Source organism: Rhodococcoides fascians NBRC 12155 = LMG 3623 (assembly GCF_001894785.1).
GTDB classification, from domain to species: domain Bacteria; phylum Actinomycetota; class Actinomycetes; order Mycobacteriales; family Mycobacteriaceae; genus Rhodococcoides; species Rhodococcoides fascians.
This window is the reverse complement of the sequence record NZ_BCWW01000003.1, coordinates 87,766-105,025: the sequence shown is the minus strand read 5'-3', so window position 1 is coordinate 105,025 and position 17,260 is coordinate 87,766. Positions and strand designations below refer to the sequence as shown.

Sequence of the window (17,260 nt, the reverse complement as noted above, 5' to 3'; positions counted from 1 at the left end):
GTTGAACACTCGGGGCCGAGTCGTCACTTCGTCACCTGATCACAGGCAACGCGATCAGGGGTTCAGCGGGTCGATGTCGTGGTCGACGGTCAGCGAGTGGCCCAGTGAATCTGCTGCCGAATCGACCGATCCGTGCAGGTTGCCGCCGGTCTCGCCGAACAGGTCCGTGCTGCTCTCGCTCTGTCCGAAGACGTCGGAGTCGACGCTCGACCAGCCCGTGCCCGATGCGTTCGCGCTGGAATCGAAGGAGCTCGCAGACTCGAAAGATCCCTCGGCTCCGGACTGCACTGCACCGGTGACCTGGCCACCGAGCTGCGCGGCGGAGTCAAACCCGCCGGCCACGGAACCCGCAGCGTCCGCACCAGCATCCAAACCCCCGGTCACCGTGGAGGCCAGTCCGCCGCCGATCGAGCCGCCGGCATCCAGTCCGCCGCCGATGTTCGACGCGATCTCGCCGCCCACCGAGGTTCCCGCGTCGACGACGCCGCCCACGGTGCCCTCGAGTCCTCCGGTGACGTTTCCGGCCAGGTCACCCGCGGCGGAACCGGCGAGGTCACCTGCCGATTCGAGTCCTGCACCGACCTGCGTACCGGCGTCGATTCCGCCGTTCACAGCGCCGGTCAGAGTGCCTTCCAGTCCTGCGCCGGCCTGCGCTGCCGCGTCGATTCCGCCGTCGACGGCACCGGTGAGAGTGCCTTCCAGTCCTGCACCGGCCTGCGCTGCCGCGTCGATCCCGCCGTCGACGGCACCGGTCAGGGTGCCTTCCAGACCCGCACCGGCCTGCGCGGCTGCGTCGATCCCGGTCGAGACACCGCCCTCGACTCCACCTGCAACACCGCCTGCGATTCCGCCGAGTCCGGCCAGTCCGCCGGTCAGGCTCGTGCCCGCGTCGACGAGCCCATTCAGTCCACCGGCCACGTCGCCGCCGACGTTGCCGACCGCCGCGAGGCCGCCGGTCACATCTGCTCCTGCGCTGCCGACGGCCGCGAGGCCACCGGTGATACCTGCGCCGACGCTGCCGACTCCGGCGAGGCCGCCCGTCAGGCCGCCGCCGAGGGCACCGAGTCCGGCCAGGCCGCCGGTGAGGTCTCCGCCGACGTTGCCGAGTCCGGCGAGGCCGCCGGTCAGGCCGCCGCCGAGGCCACCGAGTCCGGAGAGGGTGCCTTCCACGGTGCCGGTGAGATCGGCACCTGCGGACACGGCCGTGTCGACCGCACCGGCCAGCTGAGCGCTGAGTTCTGCACTCGCGCCGAGTGCTGCTCCGAGGTCGAGTGTGGCTCCGGCGTCGACGATCGCTTCGACGGCCGTGCCGAGCTGTGCGCCTGCAGCGCCGCCCACACCGAACGCGGTTCCGAGAATTCCTTCGAGGCTGCCCGTCACTCCGCCGGTCAGTGCGCCGGTGATTCCGCCGGTCAGCTCACCCGTCAGCTCACCCGCCAGTTCGCCGGTGATGCTGCCACCGATGCCCAGACCTGCGCCGAGGGTTCCCTCGATGGCGGTGTCGATGGCCGTGGCCAGGTTTCCGACGACTCCGGCGTCGAGATCGAGGACGCCGCCCAGGGCACCGCTGACGACCGTGCCGATGTTGCCGCCGGCTGCGAGGAGTGCGTCGACGTCGATGTCGGCGAGGGCACCGGCGTCGAGTACTGCACCGAGTGCGGTTCCGATGGATCCTGCGATGGCACCGTCGACGGCGAAGAGTCCGCCGAGGCTGCCACCGATGCCACGGGCGATGTCGCCGACGAGCGCGGCTCCGGCTTCGGCGGATCCGCTAAGGGCTGCCGAGATGTCTGCGGTGAGGTCGGCACCGACCGTTCCGAGTCCGACGAGAGCGCCGCCGATGCCTGCGGTCAGTGCAGTCCCGAGGCCGCCGACGATGTCCAGTCCGGCTCCGGCGTCGAGCACGGATTCGAAGACGCCACCGACGGCAGCGCCCAGTTCGGCTCCGACGGTTCCGCCGACTGCGAAGAGGGCACCGAGTGCGCCGGACAGTCCGCCCTGGATGTCGGCCAGCGCGGCGAGGTCGACTGCGCCGGTGGCGCCGATCGCGGCGTCGAGGGCTGCCTGCAGCTGCGCTGCCAGGTCGGCGCTGATCTCGCCGCCGATGTCTGCGCCTGCTCCGATGAGTCCGGTGAGCGCAGCGCCGAGTCCGACCGTGCCGCCGAGAAGGCCGTCGAGGTCCAGATCGATTCCGCCACCGAGTCCGCCGCCGATGCCCGCACCGGCACCGATGAGTGCGTCGAGAGCGCCACCGAATGCGGTGCCGAGTTCGAGGCCGATCTGACCACCGACGGCCAGAGCTGCAGCGAGAGCTGCCTGGAGCGACGCTTCGATCTCGCCCGCCACGTCGATTCCACCGGTCAGCGCGCCACCTGCGGCGAGCCCGCCGCCGGCTACCGCTCCTGCGGCAATGCCGAGTCCGGCCGACAGTCCGCCGCCGAGGCTCGCGCCTCCGGCGAGTGCGCCGTCGAGGCCTGCGGATCCGCCTGCACCCAGGATGGCGGAGAGCTGGCTGCCCGCACCGGCGAACAGTCCCGACTCGGCGACCAACGGGGCCACCGCGACGATGTCCGCGTGGGTGACGCCGCCGAGGCCGGCAGCGGCCAACGTCGTCTCGGGGTTGGCGCAGTAGGCAGCAGCGGCGTTGTCGTCGCGCAGCAGGCCGAGAATGAAATCGAGTACGGCGTTGGTAGCCATGTGAGTCTCCTTGACGAGTGATGCTTCGTGGTTGATCACAAAGCTATGGTTCGCAGAGCCCCCGCCCAACGGGGACGATCCCCCTACTCCCCCGGGGGTCGCCAGGGGACTTGCATTAGGGGATCTGAGCGCTTTAGGGGATTTACCTCGTTGCACGCTCTAACCTGCTGTGAGACGTAACGAATCGGGGCACCGAGCCGACAGTGCGGGTAACGGCGGTGGGAACCAGGGCAGTGCGACAAGAAGGTGGCGGCAGATGAACGCAGGGCTCGGCATACGGATCGGAACTGTGACGGCTGTTGCCGCCCTGGATACCGACCCGGTGACCTCGGTGGTCAAGCGTTCGGCCCTCGATCTTCGTCCCGGTGCGGCCCCCAGTCTCGCCGACCTGTGGGACCGCTCGACGCGCCATCTCATCAGTGGATTCGCCGATCGCGTCGGTGACCCCGTCGAACTGATCGACGACGACGGCCGCAGTCACCGCGCCGAAGACCTGTACGCCACCGCCACTCGTGCCCTCGTCGCCGACGTCTCCGCCGGTGTCGACTCCTCCCCCTCCGTGGTGGTCACCCACCCCACACGCTGGACCGCCTACACCGTCGAGGTGCTCGGCGAAGCGCTCGATCGCGCAGGCCTGACCGACGTCACGCTCGTTCCCGAGTCGGTCGCCACGATGCGCTGGCTCGAGGTCACCCGTGGAACCCAGTCCGACGGTCTCGCGGTCGTCTACGACCTCGGCGCGACGGCTCTCGACGTCACGCTGATGCGGACCGGGTCCGACGCAGGCGTCGTCGGAACAGGCGTTCATTCGCAGGAGTTCGGCGGCGCTCAGTTCGACCACGAGATCATGCAGTACGTACTCGACACCGTCTCGGGCAGTCAGTCGTTCGAGTTCGATCCCTTCGATCCCGACACCGTCGGCGCATTGGTCGAATTGCGCGCCCGCTGCGGCGAGGCCAAGGAACAGTTGTCCTACGACACCTCCACATCGCTGACTGTCGACCTGCCGGGGCTGCACACCGAAGTACGACTCGTGCGCTCGGAGATCGAAGACCTCGTTCGCGCATCGCTGCTGGCCTCCATCGGAGTCGTGCGTGACGCGGTCGCGGCCGCAGGCCTCGAGGTCACCGACATCGATCAGGTGGTGCTGACCGGCGGCAGCTCGGCCATCCCCCTCGTCGCCGAGCTCGTCTCGACCGAACTGCGAGTACCGGTCGTGGCCGGGCCGCGCCCCGAACTGACCGTCGCGATCGGCGCCGCAATCCTCGGCAGCGACATCGCCGACGCCACCGCCGCGGACGACGCAGCAGCATTGGCTGCGGTTCCCGCCGCGACCGCCGTTGCCGCGCCGATGCCCCGTCCTACCCCGCGTCCCGCCCCGACCCCGACGGCAGTGGCGTCGGAATCGGGAATGTCCGGACGGAAGAAGGCCGGCCTGGTCGCCGGATCCGTCGTCGTGCTGGCCCTTCTCGCCGGCGGCGGACTGTCGGTCGGAACGGCCCTCAACTCGGACAACACCACTCCGGCCGAATCCAACGCCGAGATCTCGAGCACCGAGACTCCCGGCAGCACGGCCGCCGTGGCAGAAGTCGGGTCCACGACCGGGCCAACCGGTTCTGCAGCAGTCGGCTCCACGGGTGCACCCACCACGGTGGTCAACGCCGACGGCAGTGTCACCCAGATCGATCCGGCCACCGGGGCTCCTGTTGCCGGGGCACCCGTCGCCGGAGCGCCGGCCGCGGTCCCCGGCCAGAACGGGGCCGCCACCGTGCCGACCATCCCGTCGATCGCCGCACCGACGGTGCCCAACTACCAGCCCCCGGCCGTGCAGGTTCCGCAAGCACCGCAGTTCACGCCACAACCGCTACCGACGTACCAGGGCCCGACCCTCGGCGACGTCGGTCAGGGCGTCGGGCAGGGCCTCGGCGGTGTTGTCGGAGGTGTGGGTCAGGGCCTGGGTGACGGACTCGGCGGGGTCGTCGGCGGCTTGACGGGTCAGTAGGCCGCCGTGGCCAACAGCCCATCCGCTCTCGTCGGCGTCGAGCGCGCCGATCGATTCGTTCGTGACGCGTCGTCGAGCACCGGTGTGCATGTTGTCGTCGGGGTGAACGGCTCCGGTCGATCCGCGGTGCTCGGTGCGGTCGCGGCCGCCGCGACGACGGTGCATGCGGGCAGTGTCACCGACGCGCCGTCGGGTGCGACGGTTCTGGTCGACGACGCCCATCTGTTGCCGGATCACCGCGTGGACGAGATCGCCGCTGCGGCAACCCGTTCGGACATCACGCTGGTTGTCGCCACGGCCCCGCGCCGATACGATTCCCGGATCGAGAAGCTCGTCGCGTCCGCCGGTGCCGCTCGCCTGACGCTGGTGCCGCTGGACAAGACGTCGATCGCAACGCGGGCAGCCGCCGTCGCTCGGCCGATCTCGGCTTCGCTGGCGAGCGCGATCGCAAAGTCCACCGGAGGGCTGCTCGTCGCCGTCGACGCGGCACTGGCCGCGCTCGGGGGCGAACGGTCCGACCCGACTCCGCTACGTGCGGTCACCGAATCCGTTGCCGAGCAGCATCGCCGGATACTTGTCGACACCACCGACGACACCCGCGCCGTGCTGCTCGCGGCTCGCTTCGGCGTCGTCCCGGACCCGGTCACGGCGACGCAGCTCGTGACGCGGCCGGCCGACGCGGAGACGGTCGTCGATATCGCCTGCAGCTCCGGTCTTCTCGACGCCACGGGCGCGTTGGTCCCGTCCGCCGAAGGCCCCCTGACCGAGATGATCGGGGAGCGTCGATGCCGGGTGCTGCTCGATCGCATCACCGACATTGCCGCGCAATCCGGTCTGCTCGACGCCTCGGCCGCGCGAGCGTTGGCGACGCACGGGGTCGTACGCGCCGACCTTGCTGATTTCCTTGCTGGACAAGGCGATTCGACTTCCGTAGAGTCCGCTGGCCAGCTGTACGACGCGGCAGCAGCGGCGGGGTTCGACCCGTCGGCGCTCGCGGCCCGCCGGGCGGAGGTGGCCGCCGCGACCGGACACCTCGACGAGGCAGGCCGTCGTGCCGACGAGATCCTCGATGCGGCCACCGATCACACGCAGGTCGATCTACGCACGGCAGTCAGAGTCTCGGCGTCGATCGCCGCGCAGCGCGGAATGGTCTCGCGCAGTGCGCAATTGTTCGCCTGGCTCGGGACGGATCGACTCGGGACCGATGCGGTGTGGGCTGCCTTGTCGGCAGCTGCCGCCGGCGACCGCCCTGCCGCCGACCGCGCACTGAGTGTCGTGGCATCGCTGGCACCGACGTCGAGCACGGCGTCGGGCGCGTTGCTCGTCGACGGGGTACTCGGTTCGATCGACTCACGCAGCGCTGCGGCGTCGAGTGCGGCGACGAACGCGCTGATGCGCGCGGTCACGTTGACGGCCGCGCCGTCCGATCGTTGGTGCGCTCCGGATTCGGCAGCCGCGGTGGCCGCCCTGCATGCGGTGCACTGCGGTGATCTCGCCCGCGTCGACTCCGTCATCGCTCGTGCGCTACCCGAGCTGCGGCCGGGATCCGAGGCCCACACGCGGCTCGTTCTCATCGGCGGCTGGGCGGCCATGCTGAGAGGAGACGCCGCGCAGGCCTGCCACCTGGTCGACCCGCTCGAGATCCCCGACTCGCACGTGCGCAATCACCTGTTCCTGCACGGCATTCGAGTGGGGTTGGCCCGCAGGTCCGGGGACGCCGGGTCTCTCGTCACGGCGTGGACCCAGGCGCAGAACGTCGTCGCCGCGTACTCGATCGATCTGTTCTCTCTCTTGCCCCTCGGCGAATTGGTGCTGGCCGCAACACGAGTGGGCCAGTTCGATCGCGTCGAGCACCTCGTGTCGCAGGCCACGACGCTGCTCGCCGCGTTGGGGGATCCGCCGGTCTGGGCATCGGCGCTGCATTGGTATCAGGTGCAGGCCGCCATCGTGGCGCAGACGCCCGAAGCCCTGGTGCCGCACGCGAAGGCCCTCGCGTCCGCCGCTCCGACGCACCCGTACAGCTCCGCACTCGCTGCGGCGGGGCGGGCGTGGCTCGGTGTTCTACAGGGCAGGCCCGACGCCGCCGAGGTGGAACTCTCGGCGCGCACCCTCACCGCGTTCGGCCTGCCGTGGGACGGTGCCCGGTTGGCGAGCGAGGCCGCACTGACCGTCGCCGACACCGCTACGGCCACCTCGTTACTGCACATCGCCCGGTCGTTGCGTCAGCCCAGCACGCATCTGCGGGAGACCGACGGGACGACGCCGCAGCCGTCGGGATCTCTGAGCGAACGCGAGGCCGAGGTGGCAGAGCTGCTGGTTCTCGGCGTCACGTACCGCGAGGTGGGCAGCCGTCTCTACATCTCCCCGAAAACCGTCGAACATCATGTGGCTCGCATTCGCCGCAGGCTCGGAGCCGGGTCGCGCTCGGAACTGATCTCGATGCTGCGGGCGATGGGCTACGGAACATCGACCACCTGACCTCGGCACGCTGATGCCCCCTACTGCGGGTGTAACTGTGTGAGGATCCGAAGCGACATAACGACCGAACATCGACTCCGAGCCCAGGACAGGTAGATATCCCCATGACCGAGCAGCCCGCATGACCGAGCAGCCCGGCGGGGCGAGTACCGGCGCACCGGACGTCGGCCTCTATCTGGACGACGACCAGGCCGTTGCGGCCGTGTCGCACCCCATCGCGCCCGGCCCCTCCCTGCATCTGGCGTCCCTGCACTCGACCGTGCTCAACACTCACCCCGACGGCACCGTTTCACTCGGTGATGCCACCGACAACGACTCCGAGGCGTACACGCACTTCCTCGACTCGCTCGGCGACGGCGTCACCGGCAGCCGGGGCACCGTCTTCCCCGCCGAGCAGCTGACGTCGATGGCGCTGCTGTGCCTGCTCACCGAGGTGGCGTCGTCGATCGATCTGCGCCCCGGCGATCTCGCTGCGGCCGCCACCTACCCGGCCCGCTGGACCGCCGAGCAGGTGTTCGCCCTGCGTGCGGCCATGAACGGGCACGGGTTGGCGCACGTTGCGCTCGTATCGGAAGAGGAGGCGCTGGCCGCCTGGAACTCGTCGATGCGAGCAACCATGGAGAAGAAGGACACCGCCGTCGCCGCGGCTCGTGGTGCAGCGCTTCTGGCTGCCCGGTACCCGGTCGACGCCGTCACCGAACGCCTCGCCGTCGTCGGCGCACCGACCCGCGCCGACCGTCGTCCCCTGTTGACCGCGCCACTGTTCGCCGCCGCGGCGTTCGCAGCGGCGCTGACGGTCGGTGCCGGTGTGATCGCATTGCAGCTCGGCACATCCGCCGACACCCCGGTGCCCACCATCGAGAACGCTCAGGTGGCGCCCCCGACGACGACGTCGGGAATCCGGCCGGGTGGGCCGATCGACTTCCCCACTGCCGTCGTCGAACCGGCAGCCGAACTCGTGCCCGCCGTCTCGCCTTCACCGATCATCACGCCGGAGACCACCACCACGACTACGGATCCGACCCGAGAGCGACGCTCCGAACGCGACGCGGCCGAGGTCGACACGCGACCCGCCGTCGACCTTCCGGAGGCCACCGAGACCGAGGACCCCACCACGACGCCGCCGACCGACGACGAACCAGTCGGACCCGAGCTGCCCGACGACGAACCCGCCGAGGACCCGCCAAAGCCCACCCCCGACGAGAACGCCGACGACAATACCCAGGCCGGACGTCTCGCTCCGCCCCAGGACCGAGCTCCGGCCGGAGCTACGACGGGCGGCACTCCATGAGCGGTGCCGGGCATCTCGGAATCACGATCGGCAACACCAGGTCCGTTGCGGTGTATCGCGACTCGACCGCGTTCGAACCCACAGTCGTCGTACTGCCGACGACACTGAGGTTCGACGACGACGGCCGCGCTCATCTCGGAGAGTCCGTCGACACCGCGCCGTTCACTCGTTTCGTCGATCTGGTCGGCAAGCAAGAAGATCTCGAACCCGATGCCGACGCGTATCGCGCCGAGGATCTGATGGCCAACGCCGCGAACTGCCTCGTGAGCATGTTCTCCGAGACGTCCGAATCGGCGTCCACGCCCGTCACGACGATGACGTATCCGACGCGATGGCCCCGCGAGAACATCGCTCTACTGCGCGACGCCCTCGACCACACCGGTCTCACCGACGTCGCCCTGGTTCCCGAGGCCAAGGCTGCGAGCGCGTTCGCGCAACCGAGCCCGGGGGCAGCCGTCACGGTGATCGACATCGGTGCCACCGGCACCGACATCTCGACGTATCCGGGCGGCGGCACCGAGCGCACCACCGCGGTCAGCGGTGACGTGTTCACCGATGCCCTGTTCGATCACGTGGTGACCGATCGCGAACACCTCGACCTGTCCGACGCCGCAGTTCTGGCTTCTCTCACCGGTGTCGTCGCGTCCTGCGAGCAGGCGAAACACACGTTGAGCACCGCGGACGTGGCCACGATCGCGGTGGAGCTGCCCGGCGTCTCGGATACGACGACGGTCACCCGCGCCGAGTTCGCAGACCTGATCGCGCCGACGTTGGGCTTGCTCGACGTGCCGTCGACCGGCACGGTCGTGCTCACCGGCGGCAGTGCCGCCCTACCTTCGGTGGTCGCCGACATCGGCGAGCGCACCGCAGGCGCGCTGCTCGTCGAGCCGCTCGCTGCGGCTCGCGGCGCACTGAACATCGCCGAGATCGAGGACGTCGACGGCAACTCGTTGGTGACCGGCGCAGCGCCGGTGGTCACTCGCAACGACGGCACGGACTCGCTCGATACCGACGCGATCCCGGTGGTCGCTCCGCCGCCGCCCCTCGCGTTCTCCGAGGCGATACCGGCGGTGGCACCGGTGTTCGGCCCGTCCCAGCTGCGCTCGGAGCCCATCGTTCCGGCCGGAGATCCCGATGGTTCCGACACGGCGACCCAGCAGTACGCCGCAACCGCGTTCGCCGGTGCGGCGACCGAGAACAAGAAGGAACGCAGCGAGCGCTCGCGTACCGTCACCACGATCATCGCCGGTGCCGGTGCGGGCGTGGTCATCGTTCTCGTCATCGCAGCCCTGAGTGGGGTGTTCAGCAGCGGACCCGCCACGACACCGCCCACCGTCACGGACGCCGGATCACCGGTCACCACCTCCGCGCGGGTGCCGTCTACCGCACCGACCACGACGACGGTGCCCGCGGCCGCTCCCGAGGTGGTGCAGGAGCCGACGGCCGAGGAGTACACCCCGCCTCAGCCCGCGCCCCTGCCTGCGCCGCCGCCCGCTCCAGAACCGACACCGGCACCGCCTCCGGTGGTCACGACACCGCCCGTCGCGGTGACCACCACTCCGGAAACGACGACGCCGGCGGAAACGACGACTCCGGTCACTACGACGACCACGACGACCACCTCAGCAACGAACCCGGAGCCCTGACCAAGGCGAACACTGGTTCGGTGGCGCATGCCCTAGGGTGGGGCGCTGATGCCAAGCACCCGATGAAGGGATTTCATGCGTAACACCGGGGCTCTGCGTACTGCAGTGCTGTGCTCGACGGCTTTCGTACTTCTTGCTTCGTTCTCCGGAACAGCGGCAGCCGAACCTGTGGTTCAGTCGCCCGCCGATCAGCTTCCGCGAGAGCTCGTCGAAGCCGTGCAGCGAGATCTGAAGATCTCCCCGCAGGAGTACCTCGATCGTGCGGCGCGTGCGCAGGAGCTGTCGGCCTACGCCTCGGACTTCCGGGCGAGTCGACCCGCCGATTTCGCCGGTGCCTGGATCGGGCCCGACGGTAATGCCGTCGTCGCCGTCACCTCTCCCGCAGCCGCGCAGGCCGTCGCCAAGGACGGCTATGCCACCGCGCAGTCGCCGGTGTCCGCGGACGGGCTGGAGAAGTCGCTGGCAGATCTGAACACGTGGATCGCCGGCCTCCCTCGTGAGATCTCGGAGCAGATCAACGGCACAGCCATCGACTTCATCGACAATCAGATCGTGCTGAATGTGGCGAACAGTCCGATCGGCAAGGCCCTGAACCTGCCGACCCTGCTGGCCAACATCAAGGTGATGCTCTCCCCCGGTGGCAACAAGCCGGCCGACCCGGCACCGATGGGCGGCGACACGTACGTCACCACCGCCGGGCCGATCGCCGACGCACCGCCGACCGAGATCAGCATCTGCTCGTTCGGCTTCAATGCCGTCGACGCCGACGGCAGTGCCGTCAATCTGACTGCGGGACACTGCAATCCGAACAAGGCCACGGGTGCCGGCGGAGCACCGGTGTACCTGCCCGATCCGGCCGACATCGCGCGCAGCTCCCAGATCGGCTCGTTCGATCGCTCGAGCCTGGGAGCACCGGACGGCCTCGACTGGTCGGTCATCGGCCTCGACGCCGCCGGACAGAAGGCCGGGCTGGACCGTCCCACCGTTCGCGGGGCCAACGGCAGCACCGTCACCGTCACCGGAACGGCATCCCCCGTCATCGGCGCACCCGTCTGCAAATCCGGGCAGTCGTCGTCGTTCACGTGCGGAGTGGTGGCCGCCGACCGCGTCGAGACGCAGCTCTTCATGGAGGACGGCACGTCGCGCACCGTGCGCGGCTTCGCCAGCACCGCATGCACATTGGCCGGAGACAGCGGCGGGGCCATCGTCACCGGCACGCTGGCACTCGGCATCACCAGCGGATCCAACAGCGGCGGAGCACCCGATTGCACCGAGGCGAACCTCGCGCTGGCGCAGTTCGGCGGCACCGCCAGCCTGGGCATTCCCATCGATCAGGTCACGAGCGCGACCGGAGCTACTGTCCGAACCGGGTAAACCGGTACGCCCGAGGCCGCCGACCCCCTATAGTTCGTGTGCGAAGTGAACGGCATCACATCGTTCGATGCCCGGGGGGAAGGTCGTTATGCGTCGCCGTGCGTGTGCACTATCGGTCACTGCTGTCTCGTTGCTCTTCATGACGGTGGTATCCACTCCCACTGCCGTTGCGGCACCGCCCGAACCGGCGTCACTGGCCGACGCTGTGGCACGCGATCTCGGGCTCAGCCCTCAGCAGTTTCTCGACCGCGCCGACGCAGCGCGCCGGTTGGCCGAGTTCACAACCGCCGTCGGCCCGGCGGTCCGTGGCCATCTCGACGCGGCCGGGCTGCCGGTCGTCGCGGTCGCCGACGGACCGTCCCACGCGGATGTGGTCGACGCGGCGACGGCCGCCGGATTCGTGATCGACCCGGCTGCATTCGACCTCCCGGCCCCCGTCCTCGATGCCTTCGGTCCGCTCCTCGACCGGGTGTTGTTCGATCCCTCGCTCACCGCAGGGCCCATTCGCGCCAGTTCGTATCTCGGCGGCGACAGCTTTCTCGCCGGCACCCCGGCCGGGGCCGGTCTGCGTTGCTCGTTGGGCTTCAATGCCGTCGACCCGACGCGTGGTGCCGTCAACATCACTGCAGGACACTGTGATCCGGGCGAGTCGAGCACCGGTTCCGCCGTCACGACGGGCGCGTACCCCATGTACGGCAGCCTCGTAGGCTCCAAGTTCGGATCGTTCTATCGAACCAGCCGGGCGCACAACGACTATGCGCTCATCGACATCGACGACGGCAACATCGGGGAATTCGAGAGCAACGCGATGCGAGTTCCCGGGTCCGGCCCACTGCTGATCACCGGCACGGTGGATCCGGTCGTCGGCGCGCCGGTCTGCAAATCCGGAGCCACCACCGGATTCAGTTGCGGCACAATCCTGTCGACGGGCCAGCACGTCACCATGGGCGGCAATGTCCTGGACCGCAGCTTCTCCACGTCGATCTGCGCGCTGCGCGGCGACAGCGGTGGCCCCATCGTCAGTGGCACGCTCGCCGTGGGCATCGCGAACGCGTCGAACGTGGGCGATCAACCCTCGTGCGAGATCGCGACCGTCGTCAGCATGCTGCAGGGTCAGCGCCCGGAACTGTTCGCGACGCCGATCAACGACATTCTCGCCGAGAACCCGGGCCTGACGGTCCGTACGTCGTAGGCCGGCGGGTCAGTTCTGTTGTTCCAGCAGAACCGATCCCGACGGCGTGTCCTCCACGACGGACGGTGTCCCGTCCGATTCGTACACCGACACCCAGTCCACATCCACGTTCGCGACGTCGGGTGTTCCCGCCAGGCCGCATTCTCCGACACCCCAGGATTCGAGCTTGGTGCACGCGCCCGCCTGGGCCTGGATGCCCAACCACATCGGCTTGTCCGGGATGGATGCTCCCAGTGGTGTTCGCGCCCAGACTTTTCCGTTGACCAGATACCTGATCTGCTCGGGGTCCCATTCCACTCCGACGGTCTGCCAGTCGTTGGTGTCCAACTGCAGATTCGCCTGTGAGAAGTGACGGTCTCCTTCTGCGCCGCTCCAGTGCAGGAACGACGACATCGTCTGCCTGGTCCCGTCGGCGCTCTCGGCGATGTCGATCTCCGGCGGCCACACCTCGTCGGCGGGCCACAGCAGAATGTGGTAGCTGATCTCGTCGGATCGGTCCGCGCGCAGCCGCACGTCCCACTTGCCGTACTTCTGTGCCACAGGCGAATTCGAGACGCCGCCGGTCACCCAGCGGCCGTCCTTCTGCTCGGCGCGCAGCCGCAGTGCGCCACCGGTGACCGAGGCCTGTTCGTACTCCCACCAGCTGGCCGGGTCGCCTCCGGGTTGGCCGTAGTACGCACCCCAGTCGTCACCGAGATCGCACCGGTCGAAATCGTCGACGAAGGTCTGCCGCCAGCCCGGCAGATCCTCCCGGGGCACGGCTTCACCCGACATGACGTCGTCCGCCATAGGGTCGCACCGTTCGCTGCTGACCAACTCGGGTTGGGGTCCGGTCGACTGCGCACAGGACACCGTCGTCGCCACGACCAGCAGGGCCACCGACAGGCCGCGTCCGATTCTCACTCCCAGATCGCGATCTGCTGGAACCGCACGATCACGACGACTGCGGCCAGGAGCAACAGCACGATCAGTGTCGCGGAGAGCACCACTGCGCGGTTGATGCGTCCGTTGCCGCCGCGCCCGATCGCTCCGTCGGAGGGCACCTCGCGTTCGCGCAGTACCGACGAGACGATCAGCGCCGCGAACAGGGCACCGAATGCGAGGAAGCCGAGCCACAGATCTGTCATTTGAGCACCACCGGTGGGGTGGACGCATTCTGCAGAATGGTCAGGTCGGCGGTTTCGACAACCACGCGATACTCGTCGGATCCGACCAGCATGCCCAGCTGTTGGTCGACGACCGATTGCGAATATCCGTACTGCAGGTAGATCTGCGCCGACGATTGTCGAGTGGTGAACACGAAGTCTGGGTTCTCCTTTCGGACGCACCCGCTGAGATCGTCGAGGCACTCGAACGATTCCATGGTCGCCACTCTGACGTCGTCGAAGTAGCGTGCGGACACCAGCCCGGCCGCCGTTCCGATGACCATGATTTCCGAGCCCTGCGGAACCGACCGCATCAATGCGTCTCCGTATCGAATCTGGTCCTCGTCGGTGTGCTCGAACGAGGTGTTCAACCCGCGAGTTGCCGTCAGTATCAAGGCAATTCCGAGGATTGCCGCGGTCGCGGCGACGGTGCGCGACCAGTGCCGCGGCTGGGCCGATCGACCCGTGAACCGTCGAATGACCGCGAAGGTGCGCACCAACGCGTCCGCGGCGTAGGGCGCGATGAACGGCGACGCCAGCACGAAGCACCGGATCACCACCTCACCGCCGTAGCTCTGCACCAGCACCAAACCGAAAGGCACCATGCAGAGCAAGCCGCCGATGAGCCACGTCTTCCGTCGCCGGTAGGTCAGCCAACCGGCGAACGCGAACATCAGCAGCGCGCCCGACGCCGCCAACCGCAGATACTGCATCTTCTGATACAGCGGATCGGCACCGATCCGGTCGCTGACGCCGCCCTGCACCGCGCCCGACACCTGTCCCACATCGCCGAGCACGTACGCGAGGTGGCCCTTCCAGTAGTCGACGGCTCCGTAGCTGAACCAGGCCACGAACAGCGCGACCGCGAACAGCCAAAGCAGTCGGTACCGCGTGGTGCCGGTGAGCGAGAACAGGAACAGCGCCGCGATCAACACGATGGGCGTCAGCTGGTGAGTGATGACGATCGCCGCGATCATGACGATCATCAGCGCCTCGATCGCGAGGGTGCGGCCGGCACCGACACCGGGGACCGTGCCCAGAGTTCGCCTCGGCACCGTGACGATCCACCGACGCCACGACCGCGGGGCCGACGGCAGGGGCGCACTGCGCAACTGCCAGAGCAGCAAGGCGCAGATGGTCAGGTACAGCATGGTCGCCGTCGGCTGCGGCGCGAAGTAGTCCTGCTGGTACCAGTTGAACGACAGGTAGAGGATCACCGCGATCCACGCCACGCGCCTGCGCCCGGTCAGCGACAGCGCGATCGAGTACAGCGGCAACATGGTCACGCCGCCGTAGAAGAGCGGAGCCCACAGCAGCATCGGAGACAGGTCCGACAGTGCGCCGGCACCCGACATATGAGCTCCGGCAGAGAAGAACCCGGCCCAACTGAATCGCGCGTCCGACGGCGGCGGCAGACCTTGCAGAGACGCGATGATGTCGATCAGCCCGCGATGGGTGTACGCCGTCGGGATCGACGTGACGCCGTCGGCCAACGACACATACATCGTGGTGAACATGATCAGAGCGAGACCGGCCGCGCCGAGTACAACCGGGTCGAGTCGGGCCCGCGAGAGCGCCACGGCGATCACGGCCGCCACGATCACCAGCGCGACGAGGTAGCTGAAACCGATGTGGGTGATGACGCCCAACGCCCCGGACGCCTGCGGCCTCAGCACCTTCGTCGCGTGAGCGAACAGCACGACGGCGACGGCCACCGCGCCGAGAAGTGCGTACCGGGTCACCACCGCAGTCCGGTCCGGGCGCGGTCGAGGCACCGCAGGCACCAACGTTCGCGACGCCCACAGAATGAGCGCGGCGGACACCGCACAGATGTAGAGCTGCACCGTCACCGGACGCAGATTCCCGGTGACGACCTCGGCCTGCGCGATGATCAGCATCGTCGCGAACGAGATCGAGACCGTCACCGAACCGACCAGTGCCGGCTGTCGGAGGCGCAGCAGCACCGCGATGGGTGCCCCGGGCAACAGGGTCACGGCGGCGACGACCACGGCGACCCGCAGCCCGTTGGGTACCGCACCCGCGTGATCGGATCCGGCGAGGATGGCCAGCAGCGTCGACGCGATGGCGACCGCTGCGGCAGCGAACAGCAGCGCCTGCGCCCCGCGGTAGCTCGAGTCGGGTCGCGTCGGATCGGCTCGACCTACCGCGTCCTCGGGTGCGTCGGTGGTGTCGGTGATCGTCACGAATTGATCCCGGTGCCGCGAACCGTGATGGCCTTGACGTACAGGAACGGCCCGCACAGGTAGCCGTAGAGCTCGGTGAGCTTGAGGTCGCGAGGCATCGGCGGAGCCCCGTCCGCGAAGCGGTTCTCCTCGGGTGCGAGAAGCATGCGGAATGCGGTCGGGAGCCGGCCGAGCAGTGCGCGGGCCGGAGCTCCGCCGTCGAGGAAGAGTTTGGTGACGATGGCGGCCATTCCGCTTCCGTACCCGAACATCTGCTCGCGCAACGCTTCGTGATCGGCTCGATGATGATGGCCGACGACGGCCGTCGGGTCGTAGACGATCGTTCCCCCGCGCAGCACTGCACGCCGGAAGAGCTCGAGGTCCTCACCGCCTTTGGTGGGCGTGCCCGGTCCGATCCTCTCGTCGAATCCTCCGAGCGAGTCGAAGGCGCTCTTTCGGAACGACATGTTGTTGCCGCTGCCCATCTCCCCGGCCGTATAGGGGAACAGCGCTGCGGTGCCGCGTGCACCCAGTTCTTCGTCGATCGATCCGGTCGGCGCGAGGGTCCAGACCGTGCGCGTCGATCCCTTCTCGAACAGCCCCGATTCCTCGAACCACCGCTGCTGATCGGTCTCGACCGCCAGTCCGACGACCCGTCCGGTCACCCCGGCCACGACACCGTCTCGGTCTGCCGCGTACACCTGCGCCACGGCGGCGAGCCACTGCGAATCCGGTTCGGCGTCGTCGTCGGTGAAGGCGATCACGCGGCCCGACGCGTGCCGGGCACCTGTGTTTCTGGCTCGCGAGACCCCGCGGCGCAGCTCACGGACGACGATGCAGCGGGGATCGTCGATCGACCTCAACGCGTCGTCCACCCGTCCCGACGTGGGTGCGTTGTCCACCACCACGATCTCCACGGCCGGGTAGGACTGCGCGAGCACGGCCTCGACCGTGCCATGCAGCGACGGCCTGCCCACGGTTCCCACGACGACGGTGATGAGGTCGCCGTCGACGAACGGCTCTGCCGCCCGCAGGGGTTCCGGCGACCGTCTGGGTGCGAGGACCCAGCCGGCCCCGGCCAGGGTCGCGGTCGCAGTCGCGGCCAGAACGGCAACGCCGACCCGCTGCGGGGTGCGGCGGCGCGGGACGCCGGGGGCCATGTGGTCGAGCATCAAGAACTCCGATTCGGTACGAGCGTGTGCGTGCGGATGCCCCGACATCCGCACGGCTGGGTTGCGTCGTCAGCTCCGCT

The 17,260-nt window shown here is 68.8% G+C and carries 11 protein-coding genes; 6 read left to right on the top strand and 5 right to left on the bottom strand.

Features of this window, described 5'->3' with window-relative positions; all coding sequences use genetic code 11:
• Positions 1 to 54 precede the first annotated feature (54 nt).
• A complete protein-coding gene (locus RFA01S_RS08290) occupies positions 55 to 2,697 on the bottom strand; it encodes an IniB N-terminal domain-containing protein (protein WP_032406285.1) in 2,643 nt (880 codons plus the stop codon).
• Positions 2,698 to 2,953: 256 nt separating this feature from the next.
• Here RFA01S_RS08290 and RFA01S_RS08285 point away from each other — a divergent pair, with 256 nt between their 5' ends.
• The 6 genes from RFA01S_RS08285 (at position 2,954) to RFA01S_RS08260 (ending at position 12,680) form a co-directional block, all read left to right on the top strand.
• Complete coding sequence (locus RFA01S_RS08285) at positions 2,954 to 4,699, top strand: Hsp70 family protein (RefSeq protein ID WP_032406188.1); 1,746 nt, start codon at positions 2,954 to 2,956, stop codon at positions 4,697 to 4,699.
• A 6-nt stretch (positions 4,700 to 4,705) separates the two neighbouring features.
• Positions 4,706 to 7,177: a helix-turn-helix transcriptional regulator gene (locus RFA01S_RS08280; RefSeq protein WP_052060440.1), complete on the top strand. Its 2,472-nt coding sequence runs from the start codon at positions 4,706 to 4,708 to the stop codon at positions 7,175 to 7,177.
• Positions 7,178 to 7,298: 121 nt separating this feature from the next.
• The gene (locus RFA01S_RS08275; RefSeq protein WP_032406187.1) at positions 7,299 to 8,468 is read left to right on the top strand and encodes a hypothetical protein; all 1,170 of its coding nucleotides are present in this window, start codon (positions 7,299 to 7,301) and stop codon (positions 8,466 to 8,468) included.
• A complete protein-coding gene (locus RFA01S_RS08270) occupies positions 8,465 to 10,114 on the top strand; it encodes an Hsp70 family protein (protein ID WP_032406186.1) in 1,650 nt (549 codons plus the stop codon). The genes RFA01S_RS08275 and RFA01S_RS08270 overlap by 4 nt, the downstream gene beginning before the upstream one ends.
• A 75-nt stretch (positions 10,115 to 10,189) precedes the next feature.
• Positions 10,190 to 11,488, top strand: coding sequence for a S1 family peptidase (locus RFA01S_RS08265; protein WP_032371871.1), 1,299 nt, complete (start codon positions 10,190 to 10,192; stop codon positions 11,486 to 11,488).
• A 139-nt stretch (positions 11,489 to 11,627) separates the two neighbouring features.
• Positions 11,628 to 12,680, top strand: a complete 1,053-nt coding sequence (locus RFA01S_RS08260; RefSeq protein ID WP_072692070.1) for a S1 family peptidase — start codon at positions 11,628 to 11,630, stop codon at positions 12,678 to 12,680.
• A gap of 9 nt (positions 12,681 to 12,689) precedes the next feature.
• On the opposite strand, the gene RFA01S_RS08255 is transcribed toward RFA01S_RS08260, so the two are convergent.
• Genes RFA01S_RS08255 through RFA01S_RS08240 form a run of 4 tightly spaced genes read right to left on the bottom strand, consistent with a single transcriptional unit; the run spans position 12,690 to position 17,180 of the window.
• Positions 12,690 to 13,583 carry a glycoside hydrolase family 16 protein gene (locus tag RFA01S_RS08255; protein ID WP_052060438.1) on the bottom strand — a complete coding sequence of 298 codons (894 nt, stop codon included), beginning with the start codon at positions 13,581 to 13,583 and terminating at the stop codon, positions 12,690 to 12,692.
• Complete coding sequence (locus tag RFA01S_RS27700; protein WP_032371870.1) at positions 13,580 to 13,807, bottom strand: hypothetical protein; 228 nt, start codon at positions 13,805 to 13,807, stop codon at positions 13,580 to 13,582. Before RFA01S_RS27700 ends, RFA01S_RS08255 begins: the two co-directional genes overlap by 4 nt.
• Positions 13,804 to 16,029 (bottom strand): hypothetical protein, encoded by a 2,226-nt coding sequence (locus RFA01S_RS08245; protein ID WP_032406185.1) that lies wholly within the window; start codon positions 16,027 to 16,029, stop codon positions 13,804 to 13,806. Before RFA01S_RS08245 ends, RFA01S_RS27700 begins: the two co-directional genes overlap by 4 nt.
• On the bottom strand, positions 16,026 to 17,180 hold the full coding sequence (locus RFA01S_RS08240; protein WP_162182867.1) for a glycosyltransferase family 2 protein: 1,155 nt from the start codon (positions 17,178 to 17,180) through the stop codon (positions 16,026 to 16,028). The genes RFA01S_RS08245 and RFA01S_RS08240 overlap by 4 nt, the downstream gene beginning before the upstream one ends.
• Between the last annotated feature and the right edge of the window lie 80 nt (positions 17,181 to 17,260).

Bases quoted from the DNA above. Each gene is read 5' to 3' on its own strand.
- RFA01S_RS08290 (WP_032406285.1), bottom strand. From the start codon at position 2,697: ATGGCTACCAACGCCGTACTCGATTTCATTCTCGGCCTGCTGCGCGAC.
- RFA01S_RS08285 (WP_032406188.1), top strand. From the start codon at position 2,954: ATGAACGCAGGGCTCGGCATACGGATCGGAACTGTGACGGCTGTTGCC.
- RFA01S_RS08275 (WP_032406187.1), top strand. From the start codon at position 7,299: ATGACCGAGCAGCCCGGCGGGGCGAGTACCGGCGCACCGGACGTCGGC.
- RFA01S_RS08270 (WP_032406186.1), top strand. From the start codon at position 8,465: ATGAGCGGTGCCGGGCATCTCGGAATCACGATCGGCAACACCAGGTCC.
- RFA01S_RS08265 (WP_032371871.1), top strand. From the start codon at position 10,190: ATGCGTAACACCGGGGCTCTGCGTACTGCAGTGCTGTGCTCGACGGCT.
- RFA01S_RS08260 (WP_072692070.1), top strand. From the start codon at position 11,628: ATGACGGTGGTATCCACTCCCACTGCCGTTGCGGCACCGCCCGAACCG.
- RFA01S_RS27700 (WP_032371870.1), bottom strand. From the start codon at position 13,807: ATGACAGATCTGTGGCTCGGCTTCCTCGCATTCGGTGCCCTGTTCGCG.
- RFA01S_RS08240 (WP_162182867.1), bottom strand. From the start codon at position 17,180: ATGCTCGACCACATGGCCCCCGGCGTCCCGCGCCGCCGCACCCCGCAG.